The organism is Leifsonia sp. NPDC077715 (genome assembly GCF_040686855.1).
Classification (GTDB): domain Bacteria; phylum Actinomycetota; class Actinomycetes; order Actinomycetales; family Microbacteriaceae; genus Leifsonia.
In genome coordinates this window covers 1-14,839 of the sequence record NZ_JBFBOG010000003.1, presented here as the reverse complement: position 1 = coordinate 14,839, position 14,839 = coordinate 1, and the positions used below count along the sequence as shown (strand labels likewise).

At 66.0% G+C, this 14,839-nt stretch carries 13 protein-coding genes and 2 pseudogenes; 5 read left to right on the top strand and 10 right to left on the bottom strand.

Features of this window, described 5'->3' with window-relative positions; genetic code table 11:
- Nucleotides 1–63: 63 nt before the first annotated feature.
- From AB0P25_RS13780 to AB0P25_RS13770, 3 genes are read right to left on the bottom strand one after another with little or no spacing between them, the layout of a single operon-like run.
- Nucleotides 64–558, bottom strand: coding sequence for a hypothetical protein (locus tag AB0P25_RS13780; RefSeq protein WP_363808084.1), 495 nt, complete (start codon nucleotides 556–558; stop codon nucleotides 64–66).
- Nucleotides 555–1,817 carry an MraY family glycosyltransferase gene (locus AB0P25_RS13775; RefSeq protein WP_363808082.1) on the bottom strand — a complete coding sequence of 421 codons (1,263 nt, stop codon included), beginning with the start codon at nucleotides 1,815–1,817 and terminating at the stop codon, nucleotides 555–557. Before AB0P25_RS13775 ends, AB0P25_RS13780 begins: the two co-directional genes overlap by 4 nt.
- A 3-nt stretch (nucleotides 1,818–1,820) precedes the next feature.
- Nucleotides 1,821–2,516: an L-threonylcarbamoyladenylate synthase gene (locus tag AB0P25_RS13770; protein WP_363808081.1), complete on the bottom strand. Its 696-nt coding sequence runs from the start codon at nucleotides 2,514–2,516 to the stop codon at nucleotides 1,821–1,823.
- Nucleotides 2,517–2,576: 60 nt separating this feature from the next.
- Between AB0P25_RS13770 and AB0P25_RS13765 the strand changes: the two genes are divergently transcribed.
- Nucleotides 2,577–3,209, top strand: a complete 633-nt coding sequence (locus AB0P25_RS13765) for an HAD family phosphatase (protein ID WP_363808080.1) — start codon at nucleotides 2,577–2,579, stop codon at nucleotides 3,207–3,209.
- A 79-nt stretch (nucleotides 3,210–3,288) separates the two neighbouring features.
- On the opposite strand, the gene AB0P25_RS13760 is transcribed toward AB0P25_RS13765, so the two are convergent.
- Nucleotides 3,289–4,086: an ABC transporter permease gene (locus tag AB0P25_RS13760; RefSeq protein WP_363808079.1), complete on the bottom strand. Its 798-nt coding sequence runs from the start codon at nucleotides 4,084–4,086 to the stop codon at nucleotides 3,289–3,291.
- Nucleotides 4,083–4,997, bottom strand: coding sequence for an ATP-binding cassette domain-containing protein (locus AB0P25_RS13755; RefSeq protein WP_363808078.1), 915 nt, complete (start codon nucleotides 4,995–4,997; stop codon nucleotides 4,083–4,085). Before AB0P25_RS13755 ends, AB0P25_RS13760 begins: the two co-directional genes overlap by 4 nt.
- Nucleotides 4,998–5,096: 99 nt before the next feature.
- On the opposite strand from AB0P25_RS13755, the gene AB0P25_RS13750 reads away from it, so the two are divergent.
- A complete protein-coding gene (locus AB0P25_RS13750) occupies nucleotides 5,097–6,023 on the top strand; it encodes a TetR/AcrR family transcriptional regulator (RefSeq protein WP_363808077.1) in 927 nt (308 codons plus the stop codon).
- Nucleotides 6,024–6,106: 83 nt separating this feature from the next.
- Here the strand turns inward: AB0P25_RS13750 and epsC are convergent, their stop codons facing one another.
- A complete protein-coding gene (epsC, locus tag AB0P25_RS13745; protein WP_363808075.1) occupies nucleotides 6,107–6,676 on the bottom strand; it encodes a serine O-acetyltransferase EpsC in 570 nt (189 codons plus the stop codon).
- Between the two features lie 5 nt (nucleotides 6,677–6,681).
- Nucleotides 6,682–7,620: a cysteine synthase A gene (gene cysK / locus AB0P25_RS13740; RefSeq protein WP_363808074.1), complete on the bottom strand. Its 939-nt coding sequence runs from the start codon at nucleotides 7,618–7,620 to the stop codon at nucleotides 6,682–6,684.
- A 99-nt stretch (nucleotides 7,621–7,719) separates the two neighbouring features.
- Here cysK and prmC point away from each other — a divergent pair, with 99 nt between their 5' ends.
- Nucleotides 7,720–8,601, top strand: coding sequence for a peptide chain release factor N(5)-glutamine methyltransferase (prmC, locus tag AB0P25_RS13735; protein WP_363808072.1), 882 nt, complete (start codon nucleotides 7,720–7,722; stop codon nucleotides 8,599–8,601).
- An 82-nt stretch (nucleotides 8,602–8,683) separates the two neighbouring features.
- Here the strand turns inward: prmC and prfA are convergent, their stop codons facing one another.
- The 3 genes and pseudogenes from prfA to thrB all read right to left on the bottom strand — a co-directional run.
- Entirely contained in the window at nucleotides 8,684–9,760 is a 1,077-nt protein-coding gene (gene prfA, locus AB0P25_RS13730; protein ID WP_363808071.1) for a peptide chain release factor 1, read from the bottom strand.
- A gap of 90 nt (nucleotides 9,761–9,850) precedes the next feature.
- Entirely contained in the window at nucleotides 9,851–12,052 is a 2,202-nt protein-coding gene (gene rho, locus AB0P25_RS13725) for a transcription termination factor Rho (protein ID WP_363808070.1), read from the bottom strand.
- Nucleotides 12,053–12,306: 254 nt separating this feature from the next.
- A pseudogene (gene thrB, locus AB0P25_RS13720) lies at nucleotides 12,307–13,083 on the bottom strand (homoserine kinase); the annotation flags it as partial.
- A 19-nt stretch (nucleotides 13,084–13,102) separates the two neighbouring features.
- Here thrB and AB0P25_RS13715 point away from each other — a divergent pair.
- Nucleotides 13,103–13,543, top strand: a pseudogene (locus tag AB0P25_RS13715) (CNNM domain-containing protein); the annotation flags it as partial.
- A gap of 66 nt (nucleotides 13,544–13,609) precedes the next feature.
- Complete coding sequence (locus AB0P25_RS13710; RefSeq protein WP_363809301.1) at nucleotides 13,610–14,284, top strand: hemolysin family protein; 675 nt, start codon at nucleotides 13,610–13,612, stop codon at nucleotides 14,282–14,284.
- Nucleotides 14,285–14,839 lie beyond the last annotated feature (555 nt).

Genomic DNA, 14,839 nt, shown 5'->3' with positions numbered 1-14,839 from the left:
AACGGGTGGGGGATCACTGATAACTCTACAAGAGTTTTCAGTCCATAACGAATCAGAAACGGGTCAGCGCTTCTCACCCGGAAGGGTGACGTCGCTGGCGTAGGGGACGCGCGACCTGAACACCACGATCATGTCCACCACGAGCGATCCGATGACGCCCGCGATGAGGCTCAGGAACAGCACGACGGGGTTGATCCAGGGCTGGTCCCGCAGCAGGATCGCGAGCACCAGGAACAGCACGAACTTGAGGATCCAGCCGCCCAGGACGATGCCGAAGAACAGGCCGACGAAGAGGTCGGAGCCGATGAACCGGTTGGCGATGAGGATGCTCAGCGCCGTGATCGAGAGGAACACCGCGGCCATGGCCGTGCCGATCAGAGCGCTGGTGACACCGATCCAGCCGGCGAACAGGCCGCCGAGCAGCATCCCGACGATGGCGATGGCGCCGGCGAGGATGAGGCCGTACTTGAGGACGTCGCGCAGCACGGGCGTCGAGGTGGGCTGAGCGGCGGGCTGGGCCGGCCGCGGGGCGGGGGTGCCGTCCGAGTGGTCGGTCATCGGGTCTCCTCTGTCAGGGTGTGGTCCGGGAGGGCCGGGGTGGCGGATGCGGGCGCCGGACGCTCGCTCGCGGCGTCGAGCTGGTCGAAGCGCGCCGTCTCGGCGGCCTCGAGGCTGCCCGCGGGGGCGAGCTCGGCCACGGCCTCGTTGGCCTTGCGGCGGCTGAGCGGCGCGAGCGTGAAGGCGGTGCACACGACGAGGCCGATGGCGACGAACACGATCGCCATCCAGTACGGGTCGAAGAAGAACAGCAGGCAGCCGATCGAGAGCACGGCCGTCCACGCGTAGAAGATGAGCACGGCGTGGAGGTGCGTGTGGCCCATGTCGAGCAGGCGGTGGTGCAGGTGCTTGCGGTCGGCGCTGAACGGCGACTTGCCCGCCCGCAGGCGTCGGATGACCGCCAGCCCGAAGTCGAGCAGCGGGACGACCAGCACCGCGAAGGGCAGGATGACCGGGATGAACGCGGGCACCAGCGACGACTTGCCGAGCGTCTGCAGCGCCTCCGGATTGATCGTTCCGGTGACCGAGATGGCCGACGTCGCCATGAGGAGCCCGATGAGAAGCGCTCCCGCATCCCCCATGAACATCTTCGCGGGGTGCCAGTTGAGCGGCAGGAACCCCGCGCACGCACCCACCAGGATCGCCGCGATCACGCCGGCGAGGCTGAAGTAGTTCTGCGGGCTGATCTCGCGCTGCAGCAGGTAGGTGTAGACGAGGAACGTGCCGTTGGCGATGAGCGCGACGCCCGCCACCAGGCCGTCCAGCCCGTCGATGAAGTTGATCGCGTTCATCACCAGGACGATGGCGAACAGCGTGATGATGATCGACATCACGGGCGATCCGACGGTGAGGCCGCCGATCGGCAGCGAATAGATCTGCACGCCCAGCCAGGCCACGAGGCCGGCGGCCACGAACTGGCCGGCGAGCTTCGTCATCCAGTCGAGGTCCCAGAGGTCGTCGGCGACGCCGAGCACCACGATGAGCAGGGACGCGCCCAGGATCGCGAGGATCGGCCCTTGATCCGAGAAGATCAGCGACAGCACGCCGAACTGGCTCGACAGCAGCCACGAGACGCCGAACGCCACGAGGATGCCCAGGAACATCGCGACGCCGCCGAGCCGGGGCGTCGGGCGCGTGTGCACATCCCGGGCGCGGATCTTCGGGTAGAGCTTGAAGCGCATCGCCAGCTTGTAGACGACGAACGACATCCCGAACGTGATGACGGCCGAGATCAGGGCGAGCGCGAGGAGGAGGGTCACGGGTCAGGCGTCCGAGGGGACGGCGAGGGCGTCGCCGACGACCTCCCGCAGCTGCTCGACCGAGATGACGCCGTGGCGGAGGATGCGCAGACCCCCCGAGCCCGACGCCAGCGCGGTGGCGTCCACGATGGTCGAGGAGCTGTCCTTGCCCTCGACGCGCTCGTAGGCGTCGCCGGCCTCTCCCCCGTCGAGGTAGAGCGAGATGGAGTCGCCCAGCATCGCCTCGGCCTCCGCGGCGGTGCGGGCGGCGGGGAGGCCGGTCTTGTTGGCCGACGAGACGGCGAGCGGCCCGGTCTCGGACAGCAGCTCGAGCGCGATGGTGTTGTCGGGCATGCGCAGCGCGACCGTGCCCTTGGTCTCGCCGAGGTCCCAGACCAGCGACGGGGAGGCGGGCAGCACGATGGTGAGGCCGCCCGGCCAGAACGCCTTGACCAGCGCATCCACCTCGTCCGGCACGCGTTCGGCGAGCGCGGCGAGCGTCGGGATGCCCGGGACCAGCACGGGCGGCGGCGACTGACGGCCGCGTCCCTTCGCGTCGAGGAGACGCTGGACGGCCGCCGGGTTGAACGCGTCGGCTGCGACGCCGTAGACCGTGTCGGTGGGGATGACGACGAGTTCGCCGCGTCCGATCGCCGCCCGGGCGAGACGCATGCCGGTGAGCAGCTCGGAGTCGACCGAGCAGTCGTAGATGGTTGCCATGACGGGGTCAATGATAGCCGGGGGGAAGACGCCCAGACTGGGAGGACGATACTGGAGTCGATGGACGTCTACTTCTTCGACTGCGACAAGACGCTCTACGACTACGACTTCCACAAGCGCCTGCCGAAGCTCGCGCAGCTGGGAGGTGTGAGCCAGTACCGGCTCGCCTCCTCCTGGTGGGCGGGCGGATTCGAGCGGGCGGCAGAGATCGGCGAGTACGCCACCAGCGAGGAGTACCTGGACGCGTTCCACGAGGTCACCGGCGCGCGGCTCACGCTCGAGCAGTGGCAGGAGGCCCGGAAAGCCGCGATGACGCCCATCCCGGGTGCGATCGAGGCACTGCAGGAGGCCGCCGGGCTCGGGACGGTGTCGCTGCTCTCGAACAACCCCATCCCGTTCAAGGACTCGCTGCCGGTGCTGACGCCCGAGATCGTCGATGTCCTCGGCGGTAACGACCTGGTGTCGGCGGTGCTGGGCGCGCGCAAGCCCGAGCGCCGCATCTACACGCGGGCGCTCGGGCGGTTCGGGGTCGAGCCCGAGAACGCGATCCTGTTCGACGACTCGATCGCCAACGTCGAGGGCGCCCGTGCCTGCGGGATGCAGGCGTACCACTTCGTCAAGCGCGAGGACGGCTCCTTCGACACCGACGCCATGGTCGCGGCCATCCACGCCTTCGCCTCCCGCCCGCGCTGACCCACCTCCATCGAGTCCGCGATAAGTGCACGCGAAACGCCGTGCGGGCGTGCACTTATCGCGGACTCGATGGCGGGGATCAGCGGCGCGCGGCTGAGCGGCGGAACAGCCAGGCGGCCCAGACGTAGGCGCCGACGATGATGAGCGCGCACCAGCCGAGCGCCCACCACAGGTCGCCGCCCGGGTCGCGGCCGAACAGGAAGGCGCGGATCGTCTCGATGATCGGCGTGATGGGCTGGTTCTCGGCGATCCACTGCAGCCAGGTCGGCATGGTGTCCGTCGGGACGAACGCGCTCGACAGGTAGGGCAGGAACAGCAGGGCGAAGCCGTAGCCGCTCGCTGCCGTCGGGCTCTTCGCGGCGAGGCCGATCCCGGCGTAGAGCCAGGTGATCGCGAGGATGAACAGGGCGACGACGCCGAGGGCGCCGATCCACTGCAGCGGGTTCGCGGTTGGACGGAACCCGACCAGCAGCGCGACCCCGATCACGACGCCCGTCGCGAAGAGGTTGCGCAGCAGGCTGGCGACCACGTGGCCGGTCACGACGCCGCGCGAACGCAGCGGCATGGTGCGGAAGCGGTCCACGATGCCGTCGCTCATGTCCTGCGCGACGTCGACCGCGGTGCTCGAGGCGCCGAAGCCCGCGCAGAGCAGGATGATGCCCGGGACGACGTACTGCACGTAGCCGCCGTCGCGGTCCAGCGCTCCCCCGAACACGAACGTGAACAGGAGCATGAGCATCACCGGCAGAACGATCGCCATCGTCAGCGCCTCGACGTCCCGGAGGGAGTGGCGGATGCTGCGGCCCACGAAGACGCGGGCGCTGGTGAGCGGTGTGACGGCGCGCTCGGGGCGCGTGGTGAGCGTTGCGGTGGTCATCGGACGGCCTCCTTCTCGGATGCGGTGGACGTGGTGGAGGCGGTGGGCTGGCCGGTGAGGGCGAGGAACGCATCGTCGAGCGACGGCTTGCGGATGCCGATGGCCCCGCCGGCCGCCCCGAGGGCGTCGAGCTCGTCGATCGCCGTACGAAGGGCCTCCACGCTGCCGTCGGTCGGGAGCTCGCGGACGAGCTCGCCGCGCGCATCCCGGAGCTCGACGACCTCGCCGCCGACCCGCGCCTTCAGCTCGGCGGCCGTGCCCTCGGCGACGATCACGCCGTGGTCGAGCACCGCGATGCGGTCGGCCAGCTGGTCGGCCTCCTCGAGATACTGCGTCGTCAGCAGGATCGTGGTCCCGCGGCGAGCCAGGTCGAGGATGATGTCCCACAGCGTCTGGCGGCTGCGGGCGTCGAGGCCGGTGGTCGGTTCGTCCAGGAAGATGACCGGCGGGGTCGCGACCAGGCTGAGCGCCAGGTCCAGCCGTCGGTGCATCCCGCCGGAGTAGGTCGAGACGCGCTTGCGGGCGGCGTCGCGGAGGTCGAAGCGCTCGATCAGCTCCGCCGCCCGCCGCTTGGCCTCGACGGGCGTACTGCCCGCGAGCCGCGCCATCATGCGCAGGTTCTCCTCGCCGGTGAGCACGCCGTCCACGGCCGCGGCCTGGCCGGTGACGCTGATGACGCCACGGATGCCCTCCGCATCGGTCTCCAGATCGTGGCCGTCGACGACCACGCGCCCGGCGTCCGGAAGCACCAGCGTGGACAGGATGGTGATGAGCGTCGTCTTGCCCGCTCCGTTCGGCCCGAGCAGGGCGAACACGCTGCCCGCCGGAACGCGCAGGTCGATGCCGTCGAGCACGGTCTGCGCGCCATAGGACTTGCGCACCCCCGTGACCTCGATCGCCGGTCGGTTCATGGTGATCCCTCTCTGTGTGTCACGTAAACTGTTTATGCCGCATACGGTTGTTTAAGTGATACACAGTTCTAGGATGGGTGTCAACAGGAAGGTGGTGCGATGGCCGACGACGTCGAGGACGTGCTCCCCCGCGCCGTCGCGCTGAGCTGGGGCGTCGCGGAACGCCCGCAACGCGGGCCGAAACGCGAGCTGAGCGTCGAGCGCATCGTCGACACCGCCATCGAGCTCGCCGACGCCGAAGGGCTCGGCGCCGTGTCCATGAGCCGCATCGCGAGCGAGCTGGGCTTCACCACCATGTCGCTGTACCGGTACGTCACCAGCAAGGACGACGTGCTTGCGCTGATGCAGGATGCGGTGTGCGCCGTCCCGATCCCGCCGGATGACGCGCTCGCCGGTGGTGCCGCCGACCACGACTGGCGCGAGGGCCTTCGCCGGTGGTCGATGGCGACGATCGACGTGATGCGCGAGCACCCGTGGTTCCCCGACATCCCGATCAGCGGCATCCCCCTCATGCCGAACAACCTCGCGGTGCTCGACTGGGGGCTACGCGAGATGCGGACGCTGCCGCTGACCGACGCCGAGAAGATGTCGACGGCGCTGCTGCTGTCGTCGTACGCGCGGGCGGTCGGCGTCGTCGAGCGGGACGTGAGCCGGTCGCGCCAGGCGGACGGTCCGCCGGCGAACGGCGAGGCGTTCACGGCGGCGCTCGCGGAACTGGTCACGCCGGAGCGGTTCCCGGACCTCGCGCCGCTGGTGGCGTCAGGTACCTACGCGGACGCGGAGGGCGACGACCTGGACGACTTCGCCTTCGGGCTGGAGCGCATCCTCGACGGCATCGAGCGGTACGTCGCCGCGCGTGCCGAGGGCGCCCCCCTGGCGCCGGTCCCCCGCCCGGAGTCCGCCCCGCGCGACAAGGCCGTGCGCGAGGCCGCCAAGGCGCGCCGAGAGGCTGAGTCCAAGCTCCGCGAGGCCCGCAAGCGCGAGCGGGAGGCCATCGCCCGCGCCGCCGACCGCGCCGCCCGCTGATCCGCCCCCGTCGAGTACGCGAAGAGTGCACACCCACACGGCGTGTCGCGTGCACTCTTCGTGTACTCGACGGAGGGGGCGGGTCAGATGTAGATGGCGGGGTCGATCCAGTCGTCGCCGGCGATCTGCTCGTGGCCGGAGCGCGGGCGCGGATGCGCGGGGACGCCGACGAGGAGCGAGTCGGCAGGGGCGTCGCGGGTGACGACGGCGTTCGCGCCGATCACCGAGTGTGCGCCGATCGTGATGGCGCCGAGAACCTTCGCGCCCGCGCCGACGATGACGCCGTCCTCGATCGTGGGATGCCGCTTGCCGTGCCCGCTCCCCCGGCCGCCCAGGGTCACGCCGTGGTACAGCATCACGTCGTCGCCGATCCAGGTCGTCTCGCCGATCACCACGCCCATCCCGTGGTCGATGAAGAAGCGCCGCCCGATGCGTGCGCCCGGGTGGATCTCGATGCCCGTGAGGAACCGCGTCAGCTGCGACAGGATACGCGCGGGCATGCGCAGGCCGGCCTGCCACAGCCGGTGCGCGACCCGGTACGACCAGACGGCGTGCAGGCCGGAGTAGACGACGGCGACCTCGGCATCGCCGCGCGCCGCCGGGTCGTGCCGGCGGGCGTTGCGGATGTCCTCGCGCGCCCGGAAGATCGGCACTCCGCTCAGTCCAGCAGGTCGGCCCACAGCGGGGTGGAGATGTAGCGCTCGCCCGTGTCGCACACGATGGCGACCACGGTCTTGCCGGCGTTCTCCGGGCGCTGGGCCACCTGCAGCGCGGCCCAGATGATCGCGCCGGACGAGATACCCGCGAGGATGCCCTCCTCGCTCGCCAGCTTCTTGGCGACGTCGAGCGCGTCGTCGAGCGAGACGTCGACGACCTCGTCGTAGATCGTGGTGTCGAGGATCTCGGGCACGAAGTTCGCACCGATGCCCTGGATCTTGTGCGGGCCCGGCTGGCCGCCGTTCAGGATGGGCGAGTCCAGCGGCTCGACCGCGATCACCTTCACGTCGGGCTTGCGCTCCTTCAGCACCTGACCGACGCCGGTGATGGTGCCGCCGGTGCCGACGCCCGCGACGAAGATGTCGACGCCGCCGTCGGTGTCCTCCCAGATCTCCTCGGCCGTGGTGGCGCGGTGGATGGCCGGATTCGCCTCGTTCTCGAACTGGCGGGCCCAGATGGCGTTCTCGGTGGTGTCGACGATCTCCTGCGCCCGCGCGACCGCTCCGCGCATCCCATCGGGGCCCGGGGTCAGCACGACCTGGGCGCCGAACGCGCGCATCACGACGCGGCGCTCCTTGCTCGCGGTCTCCGGCATCGCCAGGATCACGGTGTAGCCGCGGGCAGCGCCCACCATGGCGAGCGCGATGCCCGTGTTGCCGCTGGTCGCCTCCACGATCGTCCCGCCGGGCCGCAGGGCGCCCGCCTTCTCGGCGGCGTCGATGATCGCGACGCCGATGCGGTCCTTCACGCTCGCGGCCGGGTTGTAGAACTCGAGCTTCGCGAGCACGGTCGCGTCGATCCCCTCGGCGAGCCGGTTCAGCCGGACGAGCGGAGTACGGCCGACGGCCTCGGTGACGTTGGCGTAGATGTGTCCGGACATGGTCCTCTTCCTTGGGCGACGTGACGGATGGGAGCGCGTCACCACTCTAGACGTCGTGGGCGAACACGGAAGGTCTGTGACGGGTAGGCTCGTTAGGCGATGAATCCCGAACCCGCCCCCTCCTCCCGCTCCGCCCGCGCCCTCCGCGACGAGACCGTCGCCCTGCTCGCCCGCGCCGGTGTCCCGGACCCGGAGGTGGATGCCGAACTGCTGTTCGGCCACGTGCTCGGCGAGAGCCGCGGCCGCGTCCAGGCGCTGGTGGTGATGGATGCCGCGGTGTCCGCCACGGACGCCGAGAGGCTGCGCGAGCTGGTCGAGCGCCGCGCCGCCCGGGAGCCGCTGCAGCACATCACCGGCCGGGCGCCGTTCCGGTCGCTGGAGCTCAACGTGGGGCCGGGCGTCTTCGTCCCGCGCCCCGAGACGGAGCAGGTGGCGCAGTTCGCGATCGACGCGCTGCGCGCCGTCCCGTCGCCCGAGCCGGTCGCGGTCGACCTCGGCACGGGCAGCGGCGCGATCGCGCTGGCGCTGGCGACCGAGGTGCCGCACGCCCGCGTCTACGCGGTGGAGAACTCCCCCGAGGCGTTCATGTGGGCGCGTCGCAACATCGACGAGGTCGGCGCCACCAACCTGACGCCGGTCTTCATCGACCTCGCCGACGCCCTCCCGCAGCTCGACGGGACGGTCGACGTCGTGATCTCGAACCCGCCGTACGTGCCCGACGACGCCATCCCCCGCGACCCCGAGGTGCGCCTCCACGACCCGCACGCCGCCCTCTACGGCGGACCGGACGGCCTGGATGTGGTGCGCACGATCTCCCGCGTGGCCCGGCGCCTGCTCCACCCCGGCGGCACCCTCGTGCTCGAGCACGGCGAACTGCAGGGCGCCGCGATCCGCGACCTCCTGACGGCCGACGGCTGGCGCGCCGCCGCCACCCACCGCGACCTCACCACCCGCGACCGGGCCACCACCGCCCTCCGCTGACAGCCGCCCACCGTCGAGTACACGAAGAGTGCACGCTCCTACGGCGTGTCGCGTGCACTCTGTGCGGACTCGATGGGGTGGGTCAGTCGTTGGCGAGGTCGGCCAGGCGGGTCTCCTCGTCGAGCGCGATGTTGCTGTCGATGACAGGGTCGAGGGCGCCGTTCATGACGGCGTCGAGGTTGTAGGCCTTGTAGCCGGTGCGGTGATCGGCGATGCGGTTCTCGGGGAAGTTGTAGGTGCGGATGCGCTCCGAGCGGTCCATCGTGCGGATCTGGCCCTTGCGGAACTCGGCCGCCTCGGCGTCCGCCTCCTCCTGCTGGCGCGCGAGCAGGCGGGCCCGCAGCACGCGCATCGCCGCCTCGCGGTTCTGCAGCTGGCTCTTCTCGTTCTGCATCGACACGACGATGCCGGTCGGGACGTGCGTGATGCGCACCGCGGAGTCTGTCGTGTTGACCGACTGGCCGCCGGGGCCGGACGACCGGAACACGTCGATCTTGAGGTCGTTCGGGTTGATCTCGACCTCCTCCGGCTCGTCCACCTCCGGGAAGACGAGCACGCCGGCGGCGGACGTGTGGATGCGGCCCTGCGACTCGGTGGCCGGCACGCGCTGCACGCGGTGCACGCCGCCCTCGTACTTGAGGTGCGCCCAGACGCCCTCGGCCGGGTCGCTGGAGCTGCCCTTGAACGCGACCTGCACGTCCTTGATGCCGCCCAGATCGCTGGACGTCTGCTCGATGATCTCGGCCTTCCAACGCCGCGAGTCGGCGTAATGGAGGTACATGCGCAGGAGGTCGCCGGCGAACAGCGCCGACTCGGCCCCGCCCTCGCCCATCTTGATCTCCATGATCACGTCGCGGCTGTCGTTGGGGTCGCGAGGGATGAGCAGGCGGCGCAGCTTCTCGGACGACTCGGCGAGGCTCGCCTCCAGCCCGGGGATCTCCTCCGCGAACGCGGCGTCCTCGGCCGCCAGTTCGCGGGCGGCCTCCAGGTCGTCCGTCAGCTGCTTCCACTCGTTGTAAGCCGCGACGATGCGCGACAGCTCGGCGTAGCGCCGGTTCACCTTCTTCGAGCGCACCGGGTCGCTGTGCAGGTCGGGGTCGGAGAGCTGGCGCTGCAGGTCGTCGTGCTCGGCGATGAGCGTGTTCACCGATTCGAACATGGGGGTCTTCTTTCTGCCGAGGGGAGGCCGGGGAACGACGAAGCGCCCGCCCGCCCTGCGCGTGGCAGGGCGGACGGGCGCTGATCGCAGCTAGCGGTGGTCGTTCTCGTGACCGTGCGAGTGCGCGTTGCCATGGCCGTTGGTCGGCGCCGGCATCGACTTCTGCACCTGCATCAGGAACTCGACGTTGCTCGAGGTCTCCTTGAGGCGGCCGAGGACGATCTCGAGCGCCTGCTGCTGGTCGAGCCCGGCGAGGGCGCGGCGCAGCTTCCAGGTGATCTTGACCTCGTCCTGGCCCATGAGCATCTCCTCGCGGCGGGTGCCGGAGGCGTTGACGTCGACGGCCGGGAAGATGCGCTTGTCGGCCAGCTGGCGCGACAGGCGGAGCTCCATGTTGCCGGTGCCCTTGAACTCCTCGAAGATGACCTCGTCCATCTTGGAGCCGGTCTCCACCAGCGCCGAGGCGAGGATGGTCAGCGAGCCGCCGTGCTCGATGTTGCGGGCGGCGCCGAAGAAGCGCTTCGGCGGGTACAGCGCCGACGCGTCCACACCACCGGAGAGGATGCGACCCGACGCCGGAGCGGTCAAGTTGTACGCACGGCCCAGGCGGGTGATGGAGTCGAGCAGCACGACCACGTCGTGGCCCAGCTCGACGAGGCGCTTCGCGCGCTCGATGGCGAGCTCGGCGACGGTGGTGTGGTCCTCGGCGGGACGGTCGAAGGTCGAGGCGATGACCTCGCCCTTCACCGTGCGCTGCATGTCGGTGACCTCTTCGGGACGCTCGTCCACCAGCACGACCATGAGGTGCACCTCGGGGTTGTTGGCGGTGATCGCGTTGGCGATCTGCTGCATCACGATGGTCTTGCCGGCCTTCGGCGGCGCGACGATGAGGCCGCGCTGGCCCTTGCCGATCGGGGCGACCAGGTCGATGATCCGCTGGGTCACCTTGCTGGGCTCGGTCTCGAGGCGCAGGCGCTCCTGCGGGTAGAGCGGCGTCAGCTTGCCGAACTCGACGCGCGCCGCGGCCTCCTCCGGGGTCTGCCCGTTGATGGAGTCGACCTTGACCAGCGCGTTGTACTTCTGGCGGCTGTTGTTCTCGTTGTCGCGCGGCTGGCGGATGGCGCCGACCACGGCGTCGCCCTTGCGCAGGTTGTACTTCTTGACCTGGCCCAGCGAGACGTACACGTCGCTCGCACCGGGCAGGTAGCCGGTGGTGCGGACGAACGCGTAGTTGTCGAGCACGTCGAGGATGCCCGCGACCGGGATGAGGACGTCGTCCTCGGTCAGCTCCGGCTCGAACTCGTCGCCGGCGGCACCGCCGCGGCGCTTGCGGTTGCGGTCGCGGTAGCGGCCGCCGCGCTCGCCCTCGGGGTCGTTCTGCTGGTTCTGGGCGTTCTGGCCGCGGGTCTGCTGGCCCTGGCCGCCCTGCTGCAGGTCCTTCGGCTGGCCCTGCTGGTTCTGCTGGCCCTGCTCGTTCTGCTGCTGGTTGTTCTTGTTGCGGTTGCGGTTGCGGCGGTTGCGGCCGGAGCCCTGCTGCTCGTTCTGGCCGTCGCCCTGCTCGCCCTGCTGGTCGGCCTGGTCGCCCTGGATCTGCGCGGCATCCTGGCCCTGCTGGCCGTTCTGCTGCTCCTGGCCGGCCTGACCCTGCTCGCCATTCTGGGCGTTCTGGCCGCCACGGCCACGGCGACGGCGTCCGCCGCCCTGGCCCTGCTCGCCGTTCTGGCCGTTCTGCTGGCCGCGGGCCTGCTCGCGGGAGGCGAGCGCGGAGTCGAGCAGCGCATCCACGTCGGGGATGAGCGAGTCGACGCCGGTGGCGCCGGAGTTGACGTGCGAGCCGGTCGCGACGGGCGCGGCGATGCCGGTGCCGTCGGGGCTGCTCACGCGGCGGGAGCCGCGGCGGCGCGGCTCGGAGCCGGCCTGGTCACCGGTCGGGGCCTCGGCGCTCTGCGCGGAGTCGGCCGGCGGCAGCACCGGGTCGCCCACGGTGGGCTCGACGCGCTCGGCGCCGGCCGGCTCTGCGATGAGCGGTTCGGCGATCAGCGGCTCGGTGAGCACCTGCGAGGCGGCGGCGGGCGCCTCCACCTCGGCGGTCTCGAGAAGGGCCGGCTCGGCGGCGTCGGCCGGAGCGCCCGCTGCACGTGCAGCGGCGATCGCCTCGACCAGCTCGCCCTTGCGGAGCCGGCCTGCGCCCTGGAGCCCGAGCTCGGCGGCGAGAGCCTGCAGCTCCGCCACCTTGAGCGAGGTCAGGTCGCTGGTGTCCACGCCCCCGGCGTGGAGTTCGACATCAGTCACGGAAGAGGATCCTTTCCCCCGGCGCGCCCTTGCGCGCCGTCTGTGAAGCTTCGTCACATGAACTGCCGGTACGTGCTGCGTTCTGATCCGCGCTACGTCGCCCTCTTCGGTTCCCGCGAGAGGAGAACCTGAAGGGCAGGCAGGAGTGACGGCATGATTGCTAGGAGATCACCCGGAAAGCTGGATTCGCTCGTGACGCGGGTTCTTCACGGGTGCGAGTGCAGTTTACCACCTTGGACGACACGCTCCGGACGCTAGGCCGCCGGTGTGTCAGCACGCGCCGACTCGGTGCGCACGACCGTCGCGCCCTTGAAGTCGACGGCGAGCATGAGCGGCTGCCAGCGGGTCTGCGCGGCCTCCTCGACGAGCTTCGCGGCCGCGAGCCGCTGGCTCGGGTCGCTGCCCAGCACGAGGATGGACGGCCCCGCACCCGAGACGACGGCGGCGAAGCCGTTCTCGCGCAGCAGCGTGATCAGCCGGTCGGTCTCCGGCATGGCCGAGGCGCGGTAGCTCTGGTGGAGCTTGTCCTCGGTGGCCGCGTGCAGCAGCTCGGGGCTCTGGATGAGGGCCGCGACCAGCAGTGCGGAGCGGGAGACGTTGAACACGGCGTCCTCGTGCGGCACGGACTGCGGCTGCAGGCTGCGCGCGAGGGCGGTGGACATGACATGCTCGGGGACCAGCACGAGCGGCGAGACGCCGCGGTGCACGATCAGCTTCTTGAAGCGCGGGCCGTCGGGCGTCACCCACGCGATCGTCAGGCCGCCGAACAGGGCGGGCGCGACGTTGTCGGGGTGACCCTCCATGTCGTTCGCCAGCGCCAGCAGCTGCTGCGCGTCGAGGTCGACGACGCCCTCCAGCAGTCCCTTGGCCGCCATGATGCCGGACACGATCGCCGCGCCGGAGGAGCCCATTCCCCGGCCGTGCGGGATGCTGTTGCGCGCGCGCAGGTTCAGGCCGGGCAGCGGGACGCCGACCGCATCGAAGGTGTGCGCGATGGCGCGGACCACGAGGTTGCTCTCGTCGGTCGCGACCTAAGAACGTGCCCAACAAGTACTTGATCTACAAGAACAATCTGCCGATTTTTTTGCAGCTTCTCAAATTGGCCTAAATGCAGTTGCAATTTTAGGCGGTATTTTGGGTGAAGCTGCTTTTCGTCCTTTTTTCGTCACTTTAGTTGATCGCTTTTATGAAGGCCCTTGGACACAGACTATCGGTTTTGCCCTCTCCTTCACTTTAGTAACTTCTCTATTTATTTTATTTGCCGATCTTATGCCAAAACGCTTGGCAATGATTGCACCTGAAAAAATTGCAATTAGCGTTATTAACCCGATTCAAGTTTTTATTAAGGTATGTAAACCCTTAGCTTGGGGAATTAATGCTATTGCGAATCTGTTATTTCGCTTGTTTAAAGTCAATACAACACGCGAAGACAACATTACTTTTGATGATATCTCAGCGGTCATGGATGCAGGTGCTCAAGCCGGCGTACTTCAAAAACAAGAACACCACTTTATTGAGAATGTTTTTGAACTAGAAGAACGTACTGTACCTTCAAGCATGACGACACGCGAGAACGTTGTTTATTTCACCTTAAACGAACATGAAGATAGTATTCGTCAAAAATTAGCAGAATATCCTTACTCAAAATTTTTAGTGTGTAATGAAAATATTGATCAGGTTATTGGTTATGTTGATGCTAAAGATTTCTTAGTACGTATTTTAAATAATCAATCACCAACTCAATTAAATGAGTCTACCATTCGTACTGTACTCATGATTCCCGACACTCTCACACTCTCTGAACTACTTGACCGTTTTCGTTCTACAAAAGAAAAATTTGCTGTCGTTATCAATGAATATGCACTCGTTGTCGGAGTGATTACATTAAGCGATATCATGATTACAGTTATGGGTGATTGGGTTACTCCTATTGAAGAAGAACAGCAAATCATTAAACGTGATAATAACTCATGGTTAATTGATGGCAGCACACCAATTGATGACCTAAGACATGCTCTTGAAATTGATGAAATGCCTGATGAAGAAAACTATGAGACGCTTGCAGGTTTCATGATGTACCGTTTACGCAAAATTCCACGTCCAGCAGATTTTGTGGAATTTGGTGGATATAAATTTGAAGTTGTCGATGTCGACCATTTTAAAATTGACCAACTTCTTGTAACTCGAATTTTAGAACAAACCGAAACACACTCATCAATTGATGAAAACTAATCGTTATTAATTTAAATGCCCCACAATTTAGCTGGGGTATTTTTTTAAAACTAAATAACTTTTTTAAATATATGTAATAATTATTTTAGATTCATTTATTCAATTTGCTCTTTTAATCTAAAAGTATTATTATTTTATTTAACAACTCTATTAAAGCTTAAATACTGAAAATTAATAAAATAATCTATATCTCTTAACTGCCTATAAAGTGATTAAGCCCCATTTAAATTGCAAACAAACTTATGTAGCTTAGCTCAAAGTAAGCCCCTAAATGCTTCTTCTTCTCATTTCACTCATCAAAATATATATAATTAAAAAAAATGCCATATAATTTTTATTTTTATAATACCTTTATATTATTTTATAATAGCATTCATTTATTATAAAACCATTATAACCTTAATATATATGTTCAGTATTTCATCTAAATATACCTATCCAAACGAATATATATTAACCAAATAAACTAAATATATTATTTGTCTTTTTAATAATAATTAATAAGAATAACCAAGGTCAGAGTTTTGAATAAACTTGTTCAGTAAAACTATAGGC

What these genes read in the sequence shown, in the direction of transcription:
- AB0P25_RS13750 (WP_363808077.1), top strand. Translation starts at nt 5,097, where the DNA reads ATGGCCGACGACGTCGAGGACGTGCTCCCCCGCGCCGTCGCGCTGAGC.
- prfA (WP_363808071.1), bottom strand. Translation starts at nt 9,760, where the DNA reads ATGTTCGAATCGGTGAACACGCTCATCGCCGAGCACGACGACCTGCAG.
- AB0P25_RS13760 (WP_363808079.1), bottom strand. Translation starts at nt 4,086, where the DNA reads ATGACCACCGCAACGCTCACCACGCGCCCCGAGCGCGCCGTCACACCG.
- prmC (WP_363808072.1), top strand. Translation starts at nt 7,720, where the DNA reads ATGAATCCCGAACCCGCCCCCTCCTCCCGCTCCGCCCGCGCCCTCCGC.
- AB0P25_RS13765 (WP_363808080.1), top strand. Translation starts at nt 2,577, where the DNA reads ATGGACGTCTACTTCTTCGACTGCGACAAGACGCTCTACGACTACGAC.
- AB0P25_RS13770 (WP_363808081.1), bottom strand. Translation starts at nt 2,516, where the DNA reads ATGGCAACCATCTACGACTGCTCGGTCGACTCCGAGCTGCTCACCGGC.
- AB0P25_RS13780 (WP_363808084.1), bottom strand. Translation starts at nt 558, where the DNA reads ATGACCGACCACTCGGACGGCACCCCCGCCCCGCGGCCGGCCCAGCCC.
- cysK (WP_363808074.1), bottom strand. Translation starts at nt 7,620, where the DNA reads ATGTCCGGACACATCTACGCCAACGTCACCGAGGCCGTCGGCCGTACT.
- AB0P25_RS13710 (WP_363809301.1), top strand. Translation starts at nt 13,610, where the DNA reads ATGACGACACGCGAGAACGTTGTTTATTTCACCTTAAACGAACATGAA.
- AB0P25_RS13755 (WP_363808078.1), bottom strand. Translation starts at nt 4,997, where the DNA reads ATGAACCGACCGGCGATCGAGGTCACGGGGGTGCGCAAGTCCTATGGC.